Source organism: Micromonospora marincola (assembly GCF_056150385.1).
The window spans coordinates 295,606-315,428 of record NZ_JAXCFT010000002.1 but is presented as its reverse complement, the minus strand read 5'-3'; the positions used below and the strand labels follow the sequence as shown (position 1 = coordinate 315,428).

At 70.8% G+C, this 19,823-nt stretch carries 18 protein-coding genes; all 18 read left to right on the top strand.

All coding sequences use genetic code 11. The annotated features are described in order from the left end of the window. Positions 1–69 precede the first annotated feature (69 nt). The 18 genes from mqnC (at position 70) to nuoL (ending at position 19,788) form a co-directional block, all read left to right on the top strand. Complete coding sequence (gene mqnC / locus SM450_RS05890; protein ID WP_474618639.1) at positions 70–1,260, top strand: cyclic dehypoxanthinyl futalosine synthase; 1,191 nt, start codon at positions 70–72, stop codon at positions 1,258–1,260. 268 nt (positions 1,261–1,528) lie between these two features. After that, positions 1,529–2,701 carry a hypothetical protein gene (locus SM450_RS05885; RefSeq protein WP_474618638.1) on the top strand — a complete coding sequence of 391 codons (1,173 nt, stop codon included), beginning with the start codon at positions 1,529–1,531 and terminating at the stop codon, positions 2,699–2,701. 202 nt (positions 2,702–2,903) lie between these two features. Continuing rightward, entirely contained in the window at positions 2,904–4,169 is a 1,266-nt protein-coding gene (locus SM450_RS05880; RefSeq protein ID WP_474618637.1) for a cell wall anchor protein, read from the top strand. 84 nt (positions 4,170–4,253) lie between these two features. Beyond that, positions 4,254–4,967, top strand: coding sequence for a demethylmenaquinone methyltransferase (locus tag SM450_RS05875; protein ID WP_474618636.1), 714 nt, complete (start codon positions 4,254–4,256; stop codon positions 4,965–4,967). A 73-nt stretch (positions 4,968–5,040) separates the two neighbouring features. Beyond that, on the top strand, positions 5,041–5,259 hold the full coding sequence (locus SM450_RS05870; RefSeq protein ID WP_474618635.1) for a hypothetical protein: 219 nt from the start codon (positions 5,041–5,043) through the stop codon (positions 5,257–5,259). 134 nt (positions 5,260–5,393) lie between these two features. Next, positions 5,394–6,668, top strand: a complete 1,275-nt coding sequence (locus SM450_RS05865; RefSeq protein WP_474618634.1) for a geranylgeranyl reductase family protein — start codon at positions 5,394–5,396, stop codon at positions 6,666–6,668. Between the two features lie 131 nt (positions 6,669–6,799). Further along, positions 6,800–7,165, top strand: a complete 366-nt coding sequence (locus SM450_RS05860; protein ID WP_089154551.1) for an NADH-quinone oxidoreductase subunit A — start codon at positions 6,800–6,802, stop codon at positions 7,163–7,165. An 11-nt stretch (positions 7,166–7,176) separates the two neighbouring features. Beyond that, the gene (locus SM450_RS05855) at positions 7,177–7,854 is read left to right on the top strand and encodes a NuoB/complex I 20 kDa subunit family protein (RefSeq protein WP_091062855.1); all 678 of its coding nucleotides are present in this window, start codon (positions 7,177–7,179) and stop codon (positions 7,852–7,854) included. Then, entirely contained in the window at positions 7,851–8,588 is a 738-nt protein-coding gene (locus tag SM450_RS05850) for an NADH-quinone oxidoreductase subunit C (protein ID WP_474618633.1), read from the top strand. Before SM450_RS05855 ends, SM450_RS05850 begins: the two co-directional genes overlap by 4 nt. After that, the gene (locus SM450_RS05845) at positions 8,585–9,910 is read left to right on the top strand and encodes an NADH-quinone oxidoreductase subunit D (RefSeq protein ID WP_474618632.1); all 1,326 of its coding nucleotides are present in this window, start codon (positions 8,585–8,587) and stop codon (positions 9,908–9,910) included. Before SM450_RS05850 ends, SM450_RS05845 begins: the two co-directional genes overlap by 4 nt. Beyond that, the gene (gene nuoE, locus SM450_RS05840; RefSeq protein WP_474618631.1) at positions 9,907–11,001 is read left to right on the top strand and encodes an NADH-quinone oxidoreductase subunit NuoE; all 1,095 of its coding nucleotides are present in this window, start codon (positions 9,907–9,909) and stop codon (positions 10,999–11,001) included. Before SM450_RS05845 ends, nuoE begins: the two co-directional genes overlap by 4 nt. Continuing rightward, positions 10,998–12,314: an NADH-quinone oxidoreductase subunit NuoF gene (gene nuoF / locus SM450_RS05835; RefSeq protein ID WP_474618630.1), complete on the top strand. Its 1,317-nt coding sequence runs from the start codon at positions 10,998–11,000 to the stop codon at positions 12,312–12,314. The genes nuoE and nuoF overlap by 4 nt, the downstream gene beginning before the upstream one ends. Further along, positions 12,314–14,797: an NADH-quinone oxidoreductase subunit G gene (locus SM450_RS05830; RefSeq protein WP_474618629.1), complete on the top strand. Its 2,484-nt coding sequence runs from the start codon at positions 12,314–12,316 to the stop codon at positions 14,795–14,797. The genes nuoF and SM450_RS05830 overlap by 1 nt, the downstream gene beginning before the upstream one ends. Further along, positions 14,794–16,149: an NADH-quinone oxidoreductase subunit NuoH gene (nuoH, locus tag SM450_RS05825; RefSeq protein ID WP_474618628.1), complete on the top strand. Its 1,356-nt coding sequence runs from the start codon at positions 14,794–14,796 to the stop codon at positions 16,147–16,149. The genes SM450_RS05830 and nuoH overlap by 4 nt, the downstream gene beginning before the upstream one ends. 1 nt (position 16,150) lies before the next feature. Continuing rightward, positions 16,151–16,789 (top strand): NADH-quinone oxidoreductase subunit NuoI, encoded by a 639-nt coding sequence (nuoI, locus tag SM450_RS05820; protein ID WP_474618627.1) that lies wholly within the window; start codon positions 16,151–16,153, stop codon positions 16,787–16,789. Beyond that, positions 16,786–17,556, top strand: coding sequence for an NADH-quinone oxidoreductase subunit J (locus SM450_RS05815; protein ID WP_474618626.1), 771 nt, complete (start codon positions 16,786–16,788; stop codon positions 17,554–17,556). Before nuoI ends, SM450_RS05815 begins: the two co-directional genes overlap by 4 nt. Next, complete coding sequence (nuoK, locus tag SM450_RS05810) at positions 17,553–17,852, top strand: NADH-quinone oxidoreductase subunit NuoK (RefSeq protein ID WP_089154544.1); 300 nt, start codon at positions 17,553–17,555, stop codon at positions 17,850–17,852. Before SM450_RS05815 ends, nuoK begins: the two co-directional genes overlap by 4 nt. Positions 17,853–17,862: 10 nt before the next feature. After that, on the top strand, positions 17,863–19,788 hold the full coding sequence (gene nuoL / locus SM450_RS05805; RefSeq protein ID WP_474618625.1) for an NADH-quinone oxidoreductase subunit L: 1,926 nt from the start codon (positions 17,863–17,865) through the stop codon (positions 19,786–19,788). The last annotated feature ends 35 nt before the right edge of the window (positions 19,789–19,823 follow it).

Here is a 19,823-nt window from a genome sequence, read left to right as displayed (position 1 = left end):
CCACTGCCCTTCGGGGCCGGGTCAGCGCCCCCGGGATGGTCGCCGCGCCCGGGGCGTACGCTCGATGGCGTGACGGTGAGCCGGGAGATCGACGACATCCTGCAACGCGGCGCGGACGGCGGGCGGATCACGCCCGAGGAGGCCCTGCTGCTCTACACCGAGGCGCCCTTCCACGCGCTGGGCGAGGCGGCCGACGCGGCACGGCGGCGCCGCTACCCGGACAACATCGTCACCTACCTGATCGACCGCAACATCAACTACACGAACGTCTGCGTGACGGCGTGCAAGTTCTGCGCGTTCTACCGGGCCCCCAAGCACGCCGAGGGTTGGACCCACCCGACCGAGGAGATCCTGCGCCGCTGCGGCGAGGCGGTCGAGTTGGGCGCCACCCAGGTCATGCTTCAGGGTGGGCACCACCCGGACTACGGCGTGGACTACTACGAGGAGTTGTTCTCCTCGGTCAAGACGGCCTACCCGCAGCTCGCCATCCACTCGATCGGCCCGAGCGAGATCCTGCACATGGCGAAGGTCTCCGGGGTGAGCCTGGACGAGGCCATTGCCCGGATCAAGGCCGCCGGCCTGGACTCGATCGCGGGCGCCGGCGCGGAGATGCTGCCGGACCGGCCGCGCAAGGCGATCGCCCCGCTGAAGGAGTCCGGCGCGCGCTGGCTCGAGGTGATGGAGCTGGCACACCGGCAGGGCCTGGAGTCGACCGCCACCATGATGATGGGCACCGGCGAGACGAACGCCGAGCGGATCGAGCACCTGCGGATGATCCGCGACGTGCAGGACCGCACCGGCGGTTTCCGGGCGTTCATCCCGTGGACGTACCAGCCGGAGAACAACCACCTGAAGGGTCGCACCCAGGCCACCACGCTGGAATACCTGCGCCTGGTCGCGGTCGCCCGCCTCTTCTTCGAGACGGTGCCGCACCTCCAGGCGTCCTGGTTGACCACGGGGAAGGACGCCGGGCAGCTCGCGCTGCACATGGGTGTGGACGACCTCGGCTCGATCATGCTGGAGGAGAACGTCATCTCCTCGGCCGGCGCCCGGCACCGGTCCAACCTGCACGAGCTGATCGGCATGATCCGGTCGGCCGACCGGATCCCGGCCCAGCGGGACACGCTCTACCGCCGGCTCGCGGTGCACCGCACGCCGGCCGACGACCCGAGCGACGACCGCGTGGTCTCGCACTTCTCGTCGATCGCCCTGCCGGGCGGCGGGGTCGGGAAGTCGCTGCCGCTTGTCGAGGTGAACTGACCGCTCGCGCGTGTCTCCGCACCGTGGGTGACGGCCGCCGTTCGGCCGAACGGCCGATGGTTGCTGAGCGAAAGGATCTTTCCGGCGGACCGTTCGACCGACCCAGGCAGGGGCGTACGGGAGCAAGAGCGAACAATTCGGGCGATCCTTAAGTGATCCTTAGCTGCGCAGGTGATGGGGCGTGCGCCGCCGGGGCAGCGAGGAAGATCGCGGACCGCTAATGTCCCCGTCCGTACGCTTTCCTGCACCACACGGGGGAACCACTTCCATGATCATCCGTAGTCGCGCGCTCGCCGGTGCGGCAGGCGTCCTCGCCGCCGGTCTCTTCGCCGCGCCGGCGATGGCCGAGCCCAACGCGGCCGACCTCGCCATCGAGGCCACCGGCACCACAATCGCCGTGGGTGCGCCCGGCAAGACCGCGAGCGTCTCCCTGCTCAACAAGAGCAAGGTGGACGCCAAGGGCATCCTGGTTGGGCTGGACATCAGCAAGCTCGACACCACCAAGGTGGACATCGACGAGTCCGGTTGCAACACCCGCGAGGACGGCATCATCCTCTGCGGCATCCAGGGCGACACCCTGAAGGCCGGCGCGGACGTCGACTGGGGCTTCCCGCTGAAGCGCAAGGGCGCCGGGGTCGGCGACGCCGGCGAGATCAGCGCCATCATCCTGCACGGCGGTACGGACCCGGACGAGTCCAACAACGAGGTGACCGTCAAGGTCAAGGTCGAGGGCACCGGCCCGGACCTCACCGTCGTCGCCTCCGACGTGGACAAGGCCGTCAAGGTCCAGGGCAACAAGATCGCCGTGGTCGGTGACCTGCACGCCGGTGAGACCGCCCAGCTCATCTACACCACGTGGAACCAGGGCGACGCCACCGCAGCCGGCCTGAAGATCGGCGTCAAGCTGCCCAAGGGCGTGACCTTCGCCGAGGCCGAGCCGGGCTGCGTGGACGACGCCGCCAAGGCCTCCCGGGTCTGCACCTACGAGGGCCTCGACCTGATCCCGGTGTCGAAGGAGAAGCCGGGTGGCGACCAGGTCGCCGGTGGCCGCTTCTACCACCTGCTCACCGTCGGCAAGAACGTCAAGGCCGGCAGCCTGACCGGTGGCAAGGTCACCGTCGAGGCGCTCGGCACCCAGTCCCTCACCGCCCGTACCGCGGGCCGCACCGCCCTGCCGGCGAACGCCGAGGCCGCCGCGCCCGTCGAGGTCGACGACAGCGACAACACCGACGCGTACGCTGTCCGCGTCGCCGCCGTCCAGGGCGGTTCCGGTGGCGGCTCGGGTGACGACGACGGCGGCCTGCCGGTGACCGGTCCGCAGGCCGGCCTGCTCGGTGGCGTCGGCGTGGCCGTGCTTGCCGTCGGCGGCGCGCTGTTCATGACCGCTCGTCGTCGCCGGGTCGTCCTGGTAACCCCGGGTGACGAGAAGCCGACCGTCTGACGTTGTCCTCCATCGGCCCATGAGGGCCGTTCATATAACGCACCGCGGCAAGGGCGGGATGGGTGACCATCCCGCCCTTGCTGTCGGTCGAGGTAGGTGGGAATTTCCACCCGCGGATCGGCTGGCGCGCCGCCGCGTCGCTCCGGTACCGTCCGTTCGTTCCGTGCGTGATCTGCGCTTACCTACCCCCCCCGGGGGAACCATGCCTTTCCGTTACCGCTCCACACTGGCGCGTGCCGGTGTGGTGGCTCTGTTCTCCACCGCCGGCCTCGGCGCGGTCACCGGCCCGGCGCACGCCGCCGGTGAGGCCGACCTCAGTCTCATCCCGCTCAGCTACAAGCTGGCCAAGGGCGTCGACGAGGCGAAGGCCAAGCCGTTCAAGTTCCAGGTGGACAACACCACCGGCACCGTCGACGCCAAGGGCGTCCGGGTCACGGTGGAGACGAAGGGCCTCAAGGCCGGCAAGGTCGGCGTGCTGAAGCCGGCGGGCTGCGAGACGCAGGGCACGGCCTTCACCTGCCTGCTCGGTGACCTGGCCGCCGGCACCACCGAGGACTTCGGCATCCCGGTCTTCTCCACCGGCGGCAAGGGGGCGGCAGGCACGCTCACGGTCTCGATCAGCGCGGCCACCGCCGACCCGGACCTGGAGAACAACTCGGTCGACCACGACATCACCGTCACCGCGCCCGGCTACGACCTCACCACCTGGGTGCAGGACGTGTACGCCGACGTGGACGTGGACGGCGACGAGGCGGGGGAGGCGGACCTCCGTCCGGTCCGGCCGGGCGAGACCGCGCCGCTGGACTGGGCCGTCTTCAACGACGGCAGCAAGAAGGCCACAGGCGTCGGGTACGGGATCACGCTGCCGGCCGGCGTCACCTTCGCCGAACTGCCCGAGGGCTGCGAGGAGCAGGAACTGGGCGGCATCGCGCAGGCGTACTGCGTGGACCGGGGCGCGGTGCTGAAGCCCGGCCAGTTCTACACCGCCGGGGTGCGGGTGAAGGTCGGCGCGGACGTCACCGAGAAGCTGCTCCGCCCGGGCTTCATCTTCGCCTCCGGGTTGGACTCCGCCGCCGGTGCGCCCGAGGAGGCCCCGCGCGTCGCCAGCTCCGCCCAGCGTCGCGCCTTCTCCGAGGTCGACGACGGCGACAACACCGCCCAGTTCGACGTCTTCGTCGACCCGAGCGCGGAGCCGAGCCCGAGCCCGAGCGTCACCCCGACCGCCGAGCCGACCCCGACCGCCGAGCCGACCCCGAGCGGCAGCGCGACCCCGGTCCCGACCCCGACCACGGGTGGTGGCAACGGCGGTGGCTCCGGTGACGGCGGACTGCCGGTGACAGGTATGCAGGTGGGCCTGATCGGTGGGATCGGCGCAGTGGTGCTCGCCGCCGGCGCGGCGCTGCTGATGCTGTCCCGGCGTCGCAAGGTCGTCCTGGTCGCGCCGAACGAGGAGCGCACCGAGGACTGACCGGAGAACCGCACGGCGGGGGCGGGGTGGGCGACCACCCCGCCCCCGCGCGTACCCGGGTGGCGTGGCTGGCAGAGTGGAGGGGTGAGTAGTCGTTCCCCGCAGGGCCGGCGCGCCAGCCTGGAGAAGCAGCCGCACGAGGTCGCCGCCATGTTCGACGGGGTGGCGGCCCGCTACGACCTGACCAACACCGTGCTCTCCTTCGGGCAGGACCGGTCCTGGCGGCGGGCCACCCGGGCGGCGCTCGGGCTCCGCCCCGGCGAGCGGGTGCTCGACGTCGGCGCCGGCACCGGCGTCTCGACCGAGGAGTTGGCCCACTCCGGGGCGTACGCGGTCGGCGCCGACCTGTCGCTCGGCATGCTGTACGCCGGCAAGCGCACCCGCCCGGCGGTGCCGCTGCTGGCCGGGGACGCGCTGCGGCTGCCGTTCGCGGACGCCAGCTTCGACGCGGTGACCATCTCCTTCGCGCTGCGCAACGTGAACGACACCGATGCCGCGCTGCGCGAGCTGGCCCGGGTCACCAGGCCGGGCGGGCGGCTCGTGGTGTGCGAGTTCAGCACCCCGGTCAACCCGGCGTTCCGCACGGTCTACCTGTCGTACCTGATGCGGTCGTTGCCGGCGGTGGCTCGCGCCGTGTCGAGCAACCCCGACGCCTACGTCTATCTCGCCGAGTCGATCCGGGCCTGGCCGGACCAGGCCGCTCTGGCGGCGCGGGTCGGCGCGGCCGGCTGGGGCCGGGTGGGGTGGCGCAACCTGACCGGCGGCGTCGTCGCCCTGCACCGCGCCGTCCGGAACTGATCGTTCGGCCGCGTCCGCCTTCCATTTCGTGAATGTCGGACTTCGCCGTGAGTGTCGCCGTAGGCTCGCGGCCATGACGCGATCCGACCACGCCACCACCGACGACGACGCCGCCGAGCTGATCGCGCAGTTGACGGAGTTGGCCGGCGCGGATCCGGTGGAGGTGCGCCAGGTGGTCGCCGAGGTGCTGGCCGCGCTCGACCGCGCGGCCGGCGGCGCGCTGCGCGACCACCTGCCCGAGACGATCCGGCTCGACGCCGGCCTCGGACCGGCCGCGCCGGCCCGTCCGTGACCGATCTCCACCCGCTTACCGGCCGGTTTCCGGGAAGTTAGGACCCCCTCAGCGCGTACTGGTGTAACGCCGGTCATAGACTCCAACCCGATCGGCTTGTGAAGCATTTCACGAGCATGCGGGAGGAGGCGCGGATGACCGCGGTGGAGAACGACGCCGACGTCATCGTCGTGGGCGCCGGTCCCGGAGGATCGGCCACGGCTTACCACCTGGCGCGGCACGGCGTACGCGTGCTGCTGCTGGAGAAGACGGAGTTCCCCCGGGAGAAGGTCTGCGGCGACGGGCTCACGCCCCGCGCCGTGCGGCAGCTCATCCGGATGGGCGTGGACACCTCGCCCGAGGCCGGCTGGCTGCACAACAAGGGCCTGCGGGTGATCGGCGGCGGGATCCGTCTGGAGCTGGACTGGCCCGACCTGGCCAGCTTCCCCAACTACGGCCTGGTCCGCACCCGGCTCGACTTCGACGACCTGCTCGCCCGGCGGGCCGTCGACGCGGGGGCGACGCTGCGCACCGGCGTCAACGTGCTCGGCCCGGTGCTCGACGCCGACGACCGGGTGACAGGCGTGCAGGCCGAGGTCGGCCCCGACAAGGAGCCGGCCACCTTCCACGCGCCGCTCGTGGTCGCCGCGGACGGCGTCTCCGGCCGCTTCCCGCTCGCCCTCGGCATGGCCAAGCGGGAGGACCGGCCGATCGGCGTGGCGGTCCGCCGCTACTACCGTTCGCCCGCCAAGCACGACGACGACTACCTGGAATCGTGGCTCGAGCTGCGGGCCAAGGGTAACGAGGCGCTGCTGCCCGGCTACGGCTGGATCTTCGGCCTCGGTGACGGCCGGGTGAACGTCGGCCTGGGCGTCCTCAACTCCTCGTCCGCCTTCGGCAAGACCAACTACCGGCGACTGCTCACCGACTGGCTGGCAAACACCCCGGAGGACTGGGGGATGACCGACGAGTCGAACGCGGAGGGGCCGATCCTCGGCGCCGCGCTGCCGATGGGCTTCAACCGGGTCCCGCACTACAGCCGGGGAGTGCTGCTCGTCGGCGACTCCGGCGGCATGGTCAACCCGTTCAACGGCGAGGGCATCGCGTACGCGATGGAGTCCGGCGAGCTGGCCGCGGAGGTCGCCGTGCAGGCGCTCGCCCGCCCGGCCGGCGCCGAGCGGGAGCGGGCGCTGATGGCGTACCCGCAGGAGCTGAAGGCCCGCTTCGGCGGCTACTACCGGCTCGGCGGGATCTTCGTGAAGCTGATCGGCCGGCCCGAGGTGATGCGGATGGCCACGAAGCACGGCATGCCGCACCCGATGCTCATGCGCTTCGTGCTCAAGCTGCTGGCGAACCTGACCGACCCGCGCGGCGGGGACGCGATGGACCGGGTCATCAACGCCATGACCAGGGTGGCGCCGGCCGTGTAGGAGACCACCGACCTGGGCCGCCGGCCCACGGGATGACGGAGATCGACCCCGCCGACCGCGGTCGTCAGGGACGTGAATAGTGTGATTTTGGCCAACCACCGAGGTCAGGGAAGGACGAGCAGGGGATAACGATGACGCTCTCTCCTTATGCACCCATCATCGGGCTGTTCGCCCTCGCCGCGGGGTTCGCGCTGTTCTCCGTGGCCGCCGCCCGATTCGCCGGACCCCGGCGTCTGAACAAGGCCAAGCTCGAGGCGTACGAGTGTGGCATCGAGCCGAGCCCGCAGCCGGTCGGCGGCGGCCGGTTCCCGATCAAGTTCTACCTGACGGCGATGCTCTTCATCGTCTTCGACATCGAGATCATCTTCCTCTACCCCTGGGCGGTCTCCTTCGACGCCCTGCCGATCTTCGGCTTCGTGGAGATGGTCATGTTCATCGTCGCGGTCTTCGTCGCCTACGCCTACGTGTGGCGGCGCGGCGGCCTGGACTGGGACTGAGGAGGTAGCAGATGGGCATCGAGGAGAAGCTTCCCTCCGGCGTCCTGCTCACAAGCGTCGAGAAGCTGGTCAACTGGTCGCGGAAGTCGTCCGTCTGGGGCGCCACCTTCGGCCTGGCCTGCTGCGCCATCGAGATGATGGCCGCGGGTGGCCCGCACTACGACATGGGCCGCTGGGGCATGGAGGTCTTCCGCGCCTCCCCCCGGCAGGCGGACCTGATGATCGTGGCCGGCCGGGTCAGCCAGAAGATGGCCCCGGTGCTGCGGCAGATCTACGACCAGATGGCCGAGCCCCGCTGGGTCATCTCGATGGGCGTCTGCGCCAGCAGCGGCGGCATGTTCAACAACTACGCCATCGTGCAGGGCGTGGACCACGTCGTCCCGGTCGACATGTACCTCCCCGGCTGCCCGCCCCGGCCGGAGATGCTCATCGACGCGGTGCTCAAGCTCCGCGAGAAGATCATGTACGAGCCGCTGGGCCCCAACGGTCGCAAGATGCTCGAAGCCCGCAAGGAGCGCGGTGACGTGCCAGTCGTGCCGTACGGCTCGATGCCCTCGTCGTACCGCAACGACAAGGCCCGGCGCGCCGAGTGGACGAAGGCCGTCCGCGAGGGGCGCGAGGAGCAACTGCGGATTGAGAACTGGATGAAGGCGCAGAACCACCTCCAGACGCAGGGGGGACCGAAATGACCTCGCCGAACGACCGGAACAACGACGGCGGGATCCCGGTACCCACCACCCCGGTCGGCGCCAGCGGCACCGCGCCCGCGGAATACCCGCCGGCCAGCCCCGCCGGGCGCGGGATGTTCGGCAACCAGGGCACCGGCGACGTCTCCGGCTACGGCGGCCTGGTCCGTCCGCGCCGGCCGATCGAGGAGGCCGCCCGCCCGTACGGGAGCTACTTCGACGAGGTGCGGGACGCGCTGGAGGAGGCGTACCCGCAGTTCGGTGACGCGATCGAGAAGGTCGTGGTCGACCGGGGCGAGCTGACCCTGCACGTGCGGCCGGAGCGGATCGCCGAGGTCTGCCAGGTGATGCGCGACGACCTGTCGCTGCGCTTCGAGCTGTGCTCGTCCGTGTCCGGGGTGGACTACCTGGGCGCCGACGGTCGCCGGCTGCACGTGGTCTACCAGCTCACCTCGATGACCTACCGGCGGCTGGTCCGGCTGGAGGCCGCGGTCTCCGCCGAGGACCCGCACCTGCCGAGCGTCACCGCCGTCTACCCGACCGCCGACTGGCAGGAGCGGGAGACGTACGACATGTTCGGCATCGTCTTCGACGGCCACCCCAACCTGACCCGGATCCTCATGCCGGACGACTGGGAGGGGCACCCGCAGCGCAAGGACTACCCGCTCGGCGGCGTCCCGGTGGAGTACAAGGGCGCCGAGATCCCGCCGCCGGACCGGAGGAGGTCGTACCAGTGACCACGTCGAACTACGCGACCGAGCGCGAGACCACCGAGGGCAAGGTCTTCACCGTCACCGGTGGCGACTGGGACCAGGTCGTCTCCGGCACCGACCCGATCAACGACGAGCGGATCGTCGTCAACATGGGTCCGCAGCACCCGTCCACGCACGGCGTGCTCCGGCTGATCCTGGAGCTGGAGGGCGAGACGGTCCGCGAGGCCCGCTCGGTCATCGGCTACCTGCACACCGGCATCGAGAAGAACCTGGAATACCGCAACTGGGTCCAGGGCTCGACGTTCGTGACCCGGATGGACTACCTCTCGCCGATCTTCAACGAGACGGCGTACGCGCTCGCGGTGGAGAAGCTGCTCGGCGTCACCGACGACGTGACCGAGCGGGCCACCACCATCCGCGTGCTGATGATGGAGCTCAACCGGATCTCCTCGCACCTGGTCTGGTTGGCTACCACCGGCATGGAGCTGGGCGCGATCAACATGATGTTGTACGGCTTCCGCGAGCGGGAGTACATCCTCGACATCTTCGAGACCATCACCGGCCTGCGGATGAACCACGCGTACGTGCGGCCGGGCGGCGTGGCGCAGGACGTGCCGGACGACGCGATCCGCAAGATCCGCGACTTCCTCGCGCTGATGCCGAAAAGGCTCAAGGAGTACGAGAACCTGCTCTCCGGCCAGCCGATCTGGATCGAACGCACCACGAACGTGGCGGTGCTCGACACCACCGCCTGCGTGGCGCTCGGCATCACCGGCCCGGTGCTCCGCTCGGCCGGGCTCGCCTGGGACCTGCGCAAGACCATGCCGTACTGCGGGTACGAGACGTACGAGTTCGACGTGCCGACCCACACCGACGGTGACGTGTGGGGCCGCTACCTGGTCCGGCTGGCCGAGATGCGCGAGTCGCTGAAGCTTGTCGAGCAGGCGCTGGACCGGTTGAAGCCGGGGCCGGTGATGGTCTCCGACAAGAAGATCGCCTGGCCGGCGCAGCTCGCCATCGGCGTCGACGGCATGGGCAACTCGCTCGAGCACGTCGCCAAGATCATGGGTCAGTCGATGGAGTCGCTGATCCACCACTTCAAGCTCGTCACCGAGGGTTTCCGGGTCCCGCCCGGCCAGGTGTACGTCGGCATCGAGTCGCCCCGTGGCGAGCTGGGCGTGCACGCGGTGTCCGACGGCGGCACCCGGCCCTACCGGGTGCACTACCGGGAGCCGAGCTTCGTCAACCTCCAGGCCCTGCCGGCGATGGCCGAGGGTGGCCTGATCGCCGACGTGATCGCCGGCGGCGCCTCGCTGGACCCCGTGATGGGTGGTTGTGACCGATGAGCTTTTCCGAAACGACTCGCACCCGGGCGCGGGAGATCATCGCCCGGTATCCGGCGGACCGGTCCCGCTCGGCGCTGCTGCCGCTGCTGCACCTGGTCCAGTCCGAGGAGGGTTACGTCTCCCCGGCCGGGGTCGAGTTCTGCGCCGAGGTGCTCGGGCTGAACAAGGCGCAGGTCGGCGCGGTCGCCACCTTCTACACCATGTACAAGCGCAAGCCCACCGGCGACTACCTGGTGAGCGTCTGCACCAACACGATGTGCGACGTGCTGGGTGGGCAGGTGGTCTACGACACGCTCGCCGAGCACCTGGGCGTCGGGCACGAGGAGACCACCGCCGACGGGAAGATCACCCTGGAGCACGCCGAGTGCCTGGCGGCGTGCGACTACGGCCCGGTGATGACCGTCAACTACGACTTCTTCGACAACGTCGAGCCGCAGGGCGCGCTCGGCGTGGTGCGGGAGTTGCAGGCCGGCGGCCGGCCGATGCCGACCCGGGGCGCCCGGCTCTGCACGCTCAAGGAGATGGCGGTCCAGCTCGCCGGGTTCGCCGACGAGCGGGACGACGCGGTCGCCGACGGCGGGCCGGGCGAGCCGAGCCTGCGCGGCCTGCGCCTGGCCGAGCAGCACGGCATCGCGGTGGCGGGCTTCGACCCGAAGACGCCGATCCGCAGCAAGGCCGAGGCCGACCGGGCCGCCGCCGAGGCGAAGGCGAAGGCCGAGGCCGAGAAGCCGGCCCCCGCGGCCGAGCCGGCCACGCCCGCCGCCGCAAGCGGCAGCACCGCGCCGGACGTGAAGGCGCCTGACGACAAGTCGCCGCAGGTGCGTACCGCCGAGACCCGGCAGCCGGACGCGCGGACCGCGGTGGCGGACGCGCCGGGCACCAAGCTTCCGGTGGACGGCCCCGCGCCGGCGCCCCGCGACGCGCGGGCGGCGCAGGCGGCAGGCGTGGCGGCTAACCCGCCGGCCGGTGACGGCAAGCCCGCCGGCGATGACGCCGGCGCGCAGGAGCGCAACCTCAAGGACGCGGAGGCCGGTACGGACGCCGACGGCGCCGACCCGGCGGACGCGAACGGAACGGGGGTCCGGAAGTGACCACGCCTCGGCCGGAGACGCTGGCCAAGCTCACGCCGGTGCTGACCAAGCGCTGGCTGTCGCCGGACGCCTGGCGGCTCGGCACCTACGAGAAGCTGGACGGCTACGCCGCCCTGCGCAAGGCGATCAAGGCGCACCCGGACGACCTGATCCAGCTCATCAAGGACTCGGGGCTGCGCGGCCGGGGTGGCGCGGGCTTCCCCACCGGCCTGAAGTGGGGCTTCATCCCGCAGGGCGACGGGAAGCCGCACTACCTGGTGGTGAACGCCGACGAGGGCGAGCCGGGCACCTGCAAGGACCTGCCGCTGATGACCCACGATCCGCACTCGCTCGTCGAGGGCGTCATCATCGCCTCGTACGCGATCCGCGCCAACCGGGCCTACATCTACATCCGCGGTGAGGCCGTGCACGCGGCCCGCCGGCTTCGCAGCGCGGTCGCCGAGGCGTACGCCAAGGGCTACCTCGGCCGGAACATCCTCGGCTCGAAGTTCGACCTGGAGCTGGTGGTGCACTCCGGCGCCGGCGCGTACATCTGCGGCGAGGAGACCGCGCTGCTGGACTCGCTCGAGGGCTTCCGGGGTCAGCCCCGGCTGCGCCCGCCGTTCCCGGCGACCCACGGCCTGTACGCCAGCCCGACCGTGGTGAACAACGTCGGCACCATCGCCAGCGTGCCGTACATCGTGCTCGGCGGCGCGGACTGGTGGAAGACCATGGGCACGGAGAAGTCGTCCGGCCCGATGATCTACTCGCTGTCCGGCCGGATCGCCGAGCCGGGCCAGTACGAGGCGTCGATGGGCATCACGCTGCGCGAGCTGATCGAGCTGGCCGGCGGCATGAAGCCCGGGCACGAGCTGAAGTTCTGGACCCCGGGCGGCTCGTCGACTCCGCTGCTCACCGCCGAGCACCTGGACGTGCCGCTCGACTTCGAGGGGGTGGCGGCGGCCGGCTCGATCCTGGGCACCACGGCCACCCAGATCTTCTCCGACCAGGACTGCCCGGTGTACGCGACCTACCGGTGGCTGGAGTTCTATCACCACGAGTCGTGCGGCAAGTGCACCCCGTGCCGGGAGGGCAACTACTGGATGGTCCGGGTCTACCGGCGCATCCTCGCCGGCCAGGGCACCCACGAGGACCTGGACACCCTGCTCGACACCTGTGACAACATCCTCGGCCGCTCGTTCTGCGGTCTGGGTGACGGTGCGACCAGCTCGGTGACCTCGTCGCTGAAGTACTTCAAGCAGGACTACCTCGACTACATCGAGGGACGTACCGCACCGAAGCTCTCCGACAAGTCTCTGGTTGGAGCCCACTGATGACGGACGTAGCCAAGCAGACCGAGACCGTCACGCTGACCATCGACGGGGTCGAGGTCACCGCGCCCAAGGGAACGCTGCTGATCCGGGTCGCCGAGCAGATGGGCACCGAGATCCCGCGTTTCTGCGACCACCCGCTGCTGGCCCCGGCCGGCGCGTGCCGGCAGTGCCTGGTGGAGGTGGAGGGGCAGCGCAAGCCGGTCGCCTCCTGCACCCAGACCGTCGCCGACGGCATGGTGGTGCGGACCCAGCTCACCTCGCCGGTCGCGAAGAAGGCCCAGGAGGGGGTGATGGAGCTGCTGCTCCTCAATCACCCCCTGGACTGCCCGATGTGCGACAAGGGCGGCGAGTGCCCGCTCCAGAACCAGGCGATGTCCACCGGCCGGACGGACTCGCGGTTCCACGAGCACAAGCGGGAGTACCCGAAGCCGCTGCCGATCAGCACCCAGGTGCTGCTCGACCGCGAGCGGTGCGTGCTCTGCCAGCGGTGCACCCGGTTCTCCGAGGAGATCGCCGGCGACAAGTTCATCGACCTGATGGGACGCTCCTCGCACGAGGAGATCAACATCTACCGGGACGACGCGTACGGGGAGGAGGGCGACGAGGGAGACGTTCCGTTCAACTCGTACTTCTCCGGCAACACCGTGCAGATCTGCCCGGTCGGCGCGCTCACCGGCTCCCAGTACCGGTTCCGCTCCCGCCCGTTCGACCTGGTCTCCTCGCCGAGCGTCTGCGAGCACTGCTCGGCCGGTTGCGCCCAGCGCACCGACTGGCGGCGCGGCAAGGTGCTGCGCCGGCTGGCCGGCGACGACCCGGCGGTGAACGAGGAGTGGAACTGCGACAAGGGCCGCTGGGGCTTCCAGTACGCTCGCGCGTTCGACCGGCTCACCACCCCGCTGGTGCGGGACGAGAAGACCGGTGAGCTGCGCGAGGCGTCCTGGAGCGAGGCGTTCACCAGGGCCGCCGAGGGGCTGCGCGCGGCTCGCGACGGCGCGACCGGCACGGCGGTGCTCACCGGCGGCCGGCTCACCGTCGAGGACGCCTACGCGTACGCGAAGTTCGCCCGGGTCGCGCTGCACACGAACGACATCGACTTCCGGGCCCGCCCGGTCTCCCGCGAGGAGGCCGACTTCCTGGCCAGCAGCGTCGCCGGGGTCACCGACGTGACCTACGCGGACGTGGAGGACGCGCCCGCGGTGGTGCTCGTCGGCCTTGAGCCGGAGGAGGAGTGCCCGATCCTCTTCCTGCGGCTGCGCAAGGCGTACCTGAAGAAGAAGCTCACGGTGTACGCGATCGCGCCGTTCGCCACCCGCGGCCTGGAGAAGCTCGGGGCGAAGCTCGCCCGGGTGGTGCCGGGCGAGGAGGCGAGCGTGCTTGCCGAGCACGCCACCGTCGCCGAGGCGCTGGGTCAGCCCGGCGCGATCCTGATCGTCGGCGAGCGGCTGGGCGCGGTGCCCGGCGGCCTGTCCGCCGCGGCGGACGTGGCCCGGCGTACCGGTGCCCGCCTGGCCTGGGTGCCGCGGCGCGCGGGTGACCGCGGCGCGGTCGACGCGGGCTGCCTGCCCAACCTGCTTCCCGGCGGCCGGGTGGTCACCGAGCCGGCCGCCCGCGCGGAGCTGGGCGAGGCGTGGGACCTGCCGGCCGGGGTGATCCCGAGCCAGGCCGGCCGCGACACCGACGGCATCCTGGCCGCGGCGGTCGACGGTCAGCTCGGCGCCCTGGTGGTGGCCGGGGTGGACCCGGCCGACCTGGCCGACCCGCGCCGGGCCGAGGCGGCCCTGGACGCGGTGCCGTTCCTGGTCAGCCTGGAGCTGCGGATGAGCGCGGTGGCCCGCCGGGCCGACGTGGTCTTCCCGGTCGCCCCGGTGGTCGAGAAGGCCGGCAGCTTCCTGGACTGGGAGGGCCGGCTGCGCACCTTCGAGCGGGTGCTGGAGACCGGCGCGATGACCGACGGCCGGGTGCTCGACGCGATCGCCGCGCAGCTCGACGTGCGGCTCGGCGCCGGTGACGTGACGAGCGTGCGCCGGGAGCTGGGCGCGTTGCCGCGTACCCGGATGGAGCGGCCGTCCGCGCCCTCGGTCGAGCCGGCCGCCGTGCCGCAGCCCGGCCCGGGCGAGGCCGTGCTGGCGACCTGGCACCAGCTCGTCGACCTGGGCAGCCTCACCGACGGCGACGAGCACCTCGCCGGCACCGCCCGCCCGCCTGTGGTGCGGCTGGGCAAGGGCACCGCCGAGGCGCTCGGGGTGGCCGACGGCGACCCGGTCACCGTCGGCACCGACCGCGGCGCGGTCACCCTGCCGGCGGCGATCACCGAGATGCCGGACGGCGTCGTCTGGTTGCCGACCAACTCACCCGGCTCGACCGTGCGGCGCAGCCTCGGCGCGACGTCCGGTCACGTCGTGACGGTGACCGCGGCGCCCGTCGCCGCGGACGCCGCCGCGCGGCCGGGTCCGCTCCTCAACGCAGGGGGTGCAAACCAGTGAACGCGGCCTATCTCGCGGCGCAGGACCCGACGCTTGCGGACTTCGGCAAGGACCCCTGGTGGCTGGTCCTCGGGAAGATCGTCTTCGCGTTCGCCTTCGGCCTGCTTGCCACGCTGCTCGGCGTCTGGTTCGAGCGGCGGGTGGTCGGCCGGATGGCGGTCCGCCCCGGCCCGAACCAGGTCGGCCCGTTCGGCCTGCTCCAGACGCTCGCCGACGGCCTGAAGATGGCGTTCAAGGAGGACATCCTCCCGCGCGCCGCCGACAAGGTGGTCTTCTTCTTCGCGCCGACCATCTCGGTGATCTCCGCGGTCACCGCGCTGTCGGTGATCCCGTTCGGCCCGAGCGTGAGCATCTTCGGCCACTGGACGCCGCTCCAGGTCACCGACGTGCCGGTGGCGGTGCTGGTGATCCTGGCCTGCTCCTCGATGGGCGTCTACGGCGTCGTGCTCGGCGGCTGGGCCTCCGGCTCGACGTACCCGCTGCTCGGCGGCCTCCGCTCCACCGCCCAGATGATCTCCTACGAGGTCGCCATGGGGCTCAGCATCGTGGCCGTGTTCATGACCGCCGGCACGATGTCGACGAGCGGGATCGTCGCCGCGCAGGGTGACGGCACCCGGCTGAGCCTCGGCGGGTTCGAGCTGCCCACCCCGGGCTGGTACGCGATCCTGCTGCTGCCCAGCTTCATCATCTTCTTCATCTCCATGGTCGGCGAGACCAACCGGGCGCCGTTCGACCTGCCGGAGGCGGAGTCGGAGCTGGTCGCCGGCTTCATGACGGAATACAGCTCGCTGAAGTTCGCGCTCTTCATGCTCTCCGAGTACGTGGCCATGGTGAGCATGTCCGCGGTCACCACCACGCTGTTCCTCGGCGGCTGGCGGGCCCCCTGGCCGATCACGCTGTGGGCGGGTGCCAACGACGGTTGGTGGCCGATGCTGTGGTTCTTCGGCAAGGTGATCCTGCTGGTCTTCGTGTTCGTCTGGTTGCGCGGCACGCTGCCCCGACTCCGGTACGACCAGTTCATGCGCTTCGGTTGGAAGGTGCTGCTGCCGATCAACCTGGTCTGGATCCTGGTGCTCGCCGGGCTCCGCTCGATCGAGGACTGGCAGACGAAGGACCGGCTGCTCGTCACCGCCATCGGCGCGGGTGTGCTGCTGCTGGCCACGCTCTTCTGGCCGAGCCGGAAGAAGCAGCCGAAGCCGTCGCCGCAGGAGCAGGCGGACAGCCGGCCGTACGGCAGCTTCCCGCTGCCGCCGATGGATCTTCAGGTTCCGCCGAGCCCGCGCACCAAGCGTGTGGTCGCCGAGCGGGAGCCGGCGAACGTCGTCGCCGGCTCCGAATCCAGGGAGGTGTGACGTGGGCGCGATCACCGGAACGTTCAAGGGCTTCGGGGTCACCTTCTCGCACATGTTCAAGAAGGTCGTCACCACCGACTACCCGTTCAAGCCGCCGGTCTCGGCGCCGCGCTACCACGGGCGGCACATCCTCAACCGGCACCCGGACGGGCTGGAGAAGTGCATCGGGTGCGAGCTGTGCGCCTGGGCCTGCCCGGCCGACGCGATCTACGTGGAGGGCGGCGACAACACCGAGGAGGAGCGCTTCTCCCCGGGTGAGCGGTACGCGAGCAACTACCAGATCAACTACGCCCGGTGCATCTTCTGCGGGCTCTGCATCGAGGCCTGCCCGACCCGTTCGCTGACCATGAGCAACGAGTACGAGCTGGCCCGGGACAACCGGCAGGACCTGATCTTCACGAAGGAGCAGTTGCTCGCGCCGCTGCTCGAAGGCATGGAGCAGCCGCCGCACCCGATGCGGCTGGGTGACAGCGAGAAGGACTACTACGTCGGCGCGCTCACCAACCCGGGCACCTCGGCCGGCGCCGAGCAGTCGCCGGCGGGCGGCCGGTATCCGGTGGAGGAGCACCCCGGCGTGACCTTCCCCGGCGCCGAGCAGGCCGCGCAGCGGTCCGAGGCGGGCAAGGGAGCAGGGGTATGACCACGCAGACTGTGCTCGCCGCGGCGGGCGAGGTGTCCGGCGGCGAGGAGGTCACCTTCTGGATCCTCGCCCCGCTGGCCCTGATCGGGGCGCTCGGCATGGTGTGGGCCCGCAACGCGGTGCACTCCGCGCTCTGGCTGGTGCTGACCATGCTCTGCCTGGGCGTGTTCTACGTGCTCCAGGCCGGGCCGTTCATCGGCATGGTGCAGATCATCGTCTACACCGGCGCGATCATGATGCTCTTCCTGTTCGTGCTGATGCTCGTCGGCCGGGACGCGTCCGACTCGCTGATCGAGACGCTGCGCGGCCAGCGGGTCGCCGCGGTGGTGCTCGGGCTCGGCTTCGCCGGCCTGGTCGGCACCGGGCTCTACCGCGCCCTCAACGGCGTGCGGGCGGCCGGGCTCGACCAGGCCAACGCCGAGGGCAACGTGCAGGGCATCGCCCGGCTGCTCTTCACCAAGTACGTCTTCGCCTTCGAGCTGACCTCGGCGCTGCTGATCACGGCCGCGGTGGGCGCGATGGTGCTGGCGCACGTGGAGCGGCGCAAGGAGGACCGGATGGACCAGGTCGCCACCATGAAGGCGCGGTTCCGTCCCGGCAACTACCCCGGCCCGAAGCCGGGCCCGGGCGTCTTCGCCACCTCCTCCTCGGTGGCCACGCCGGCCCGCCTGCCGGACGGCCGGCTGACCGACCGCGGCATCTCGGAGATCATGCCGGTGCGCGAGATGACGGCCGAGGAGACCGCACTGAAGGGTACGGACAAATGACGCCGGACTACTACCTGATCCTCGCGGCGGTGCTGTTCACCATCGGCGCCGTCGGCGTGCTGGTCCGGCGCAACGCGATCGTGCTGTTCATGTGCGTCGAGTTGATGCTCAACGCGGCCAACCTGACCCTGGTCACGTTCAGCCGGATCAACGGTGACCTGAACGGCCAGATCATGGCGTTCTTCGTGATGGTGGTGGCGGCGGCCGAGGTCGTGGTCGGGCTGGCGATCATCATGGCGATCTTCCGGACCCGGCGCTCGGCCAGCGTCGACGACGCCAACCTGCTGAAGTACTGAGGGGTCTGCGGTGGAACAGACTGTGGAATTCGCTACTGCGGATGGCCTGCTGGGCAGCGTATGGCTGCTGGTGGCGATCCCGCTGGTAAGCGCGGCGGTCCTGCTGCTGCTCGGCAGGCGGGCGGACCGCTGGGGCCACTGGCTGGGCGTGGGCGCCATCGGCGCCGCCTTCGTGCTCGGGCTTACCTACTTCTTCCAGCTTCGCGGCCTGGAGAACAAGCAGGTCCAGTCCAGCCTCTGGCAGTTCATCACGGTCGGCGACCTGAAGGTGGACTTCGGTCTGCTCTTCGACCCGCTGGCCGCGGTGTTCGTCCTGCTGATCACCGGGGTGGGTTTCCTGATCCACCTCTACGCCGTGGAGTACATGGCGCACGACGAGGGCCGGCGACGGTTCTTCGGATACTTCAACCTGTTCGTCGCCGCGATGCTGCTGCTGGTGCTCGGCAACAACTACGTGATGCTCTACTTCGGCTGGGAGGGCGTCGGCCTGGCGTCGTACCTGCTGATCTCCTTCTGGTACGGGCGGCCGAGCGCCGCCACCGCCGGTAAGAAGGCGTTCCTGATGAACCGGGTCGGCGACGCCGGCCTGGCCATCGGCATCTTCGTCATGTTCGCCATGCTCGGCACGACTCAATACGACGAGGTGTTCAACGGGGTCGGCTCGCTGACCTCGACCACGGTCCTGGTGCTCGGCCTGCTGCTGCTCCTGGGCGCCGCCGGCAAGTCCGGCCAGTTCCCGCTCCAGGCGTGGCTGCCGGACGCGATGGAGGGCCCGACCCCGGTCTCCGCGCTCATCCACGCGGCCACCATGGTCACCGCTGGCGTCTACCTGATCGCCCGCTCCAACCCGATCTTCTCGGCCAACGAGACGCTCCAGCTCGTGGTGGTCAGCGTCGGCGCGCTCACCCTGCTGATGGGCTGCGTCATCGGCGCCGCCAAGGACGACATCAAGCGGGTGCTGGCCTGGTCCACCGTCAGCCAGATCGGCTACATGTTCCTCGGCGTCGGGCTCGGCGGCGCGGCGTACGCGCTCGCCATCGTGCACCTGCTGGCGCACGGCTTCTTCAAGGCCAACATGTTCCTCGGCGCCGGCTCGGTCATGCACGGCATGAACGACCAGGTGGACATCCGCCGCTTCGGCAACCTGTCGAAATACATGAAGGTCACCTGGCTGACGTTCATGATGGGCTGGCTGGCCATCATCGGCATGTTCCCCTTCTCCGGCTTCTTCTCCAAGGAACCGATCATCGTGGCCGCCTTCGAGCGGGAGGGCTGGACGGCCTGGCTGTTCGGCATGGCCGCGCTGATCGGCGCCGGGCTCACCGCGTTCTACATGACCCGGCTGTTCGTGCTCACGTTCCACGGGCCGGCCCGCTGGACCGAGGACATCGAGCACCCGCACGAGTCGCCGAAGCTGATGACGGTCCCGCTGATCCTGCTGGCGATCGGCTCGGTCGGCGCGGGCTTCCTGCTCGCCACGTCCGTGCCGGACTGGCTGGCGGCGACCGCCGGTCTGGGTGGCCAGGAGGAGGGCCACGAGGCGGTCCTCGCGCACTGGCTCATCACCGCGCTCTCGCTCCTGGTGACGGTGCTCGGCGCCGGGCTGGCCTGGTTCCTGTTCCGCAACGGCACGGCCACCGAGCCGCAGCCGGCCGGCGTGGCGGTCACCGCCGCGCGCCGCAACCTCTACACGGACGCCTTCAACGAGGCGGTCTTCGAGAAGCCGGGCATCTTCCTCACCCGGGCGCTCGTGTTCCTCGACAACCGGGGCGTCGACGGGCTGGTCAACGGCCTCGCCGCCGCGGTGGGCGGGGGCTCGGGCCGGCTCCGGCGGCTCCAGACCGGCTTCGTGCGGTCGTACGCGACCTCGATCCTGACCGGCGCGCTGCTCGTGGTGGCGGCCTTCCTGGCGGTGCAGGCGGGGTGGCTGGCGTGATCGACCTCAACGCGGCCGCCCCCACCGGCGGGCCA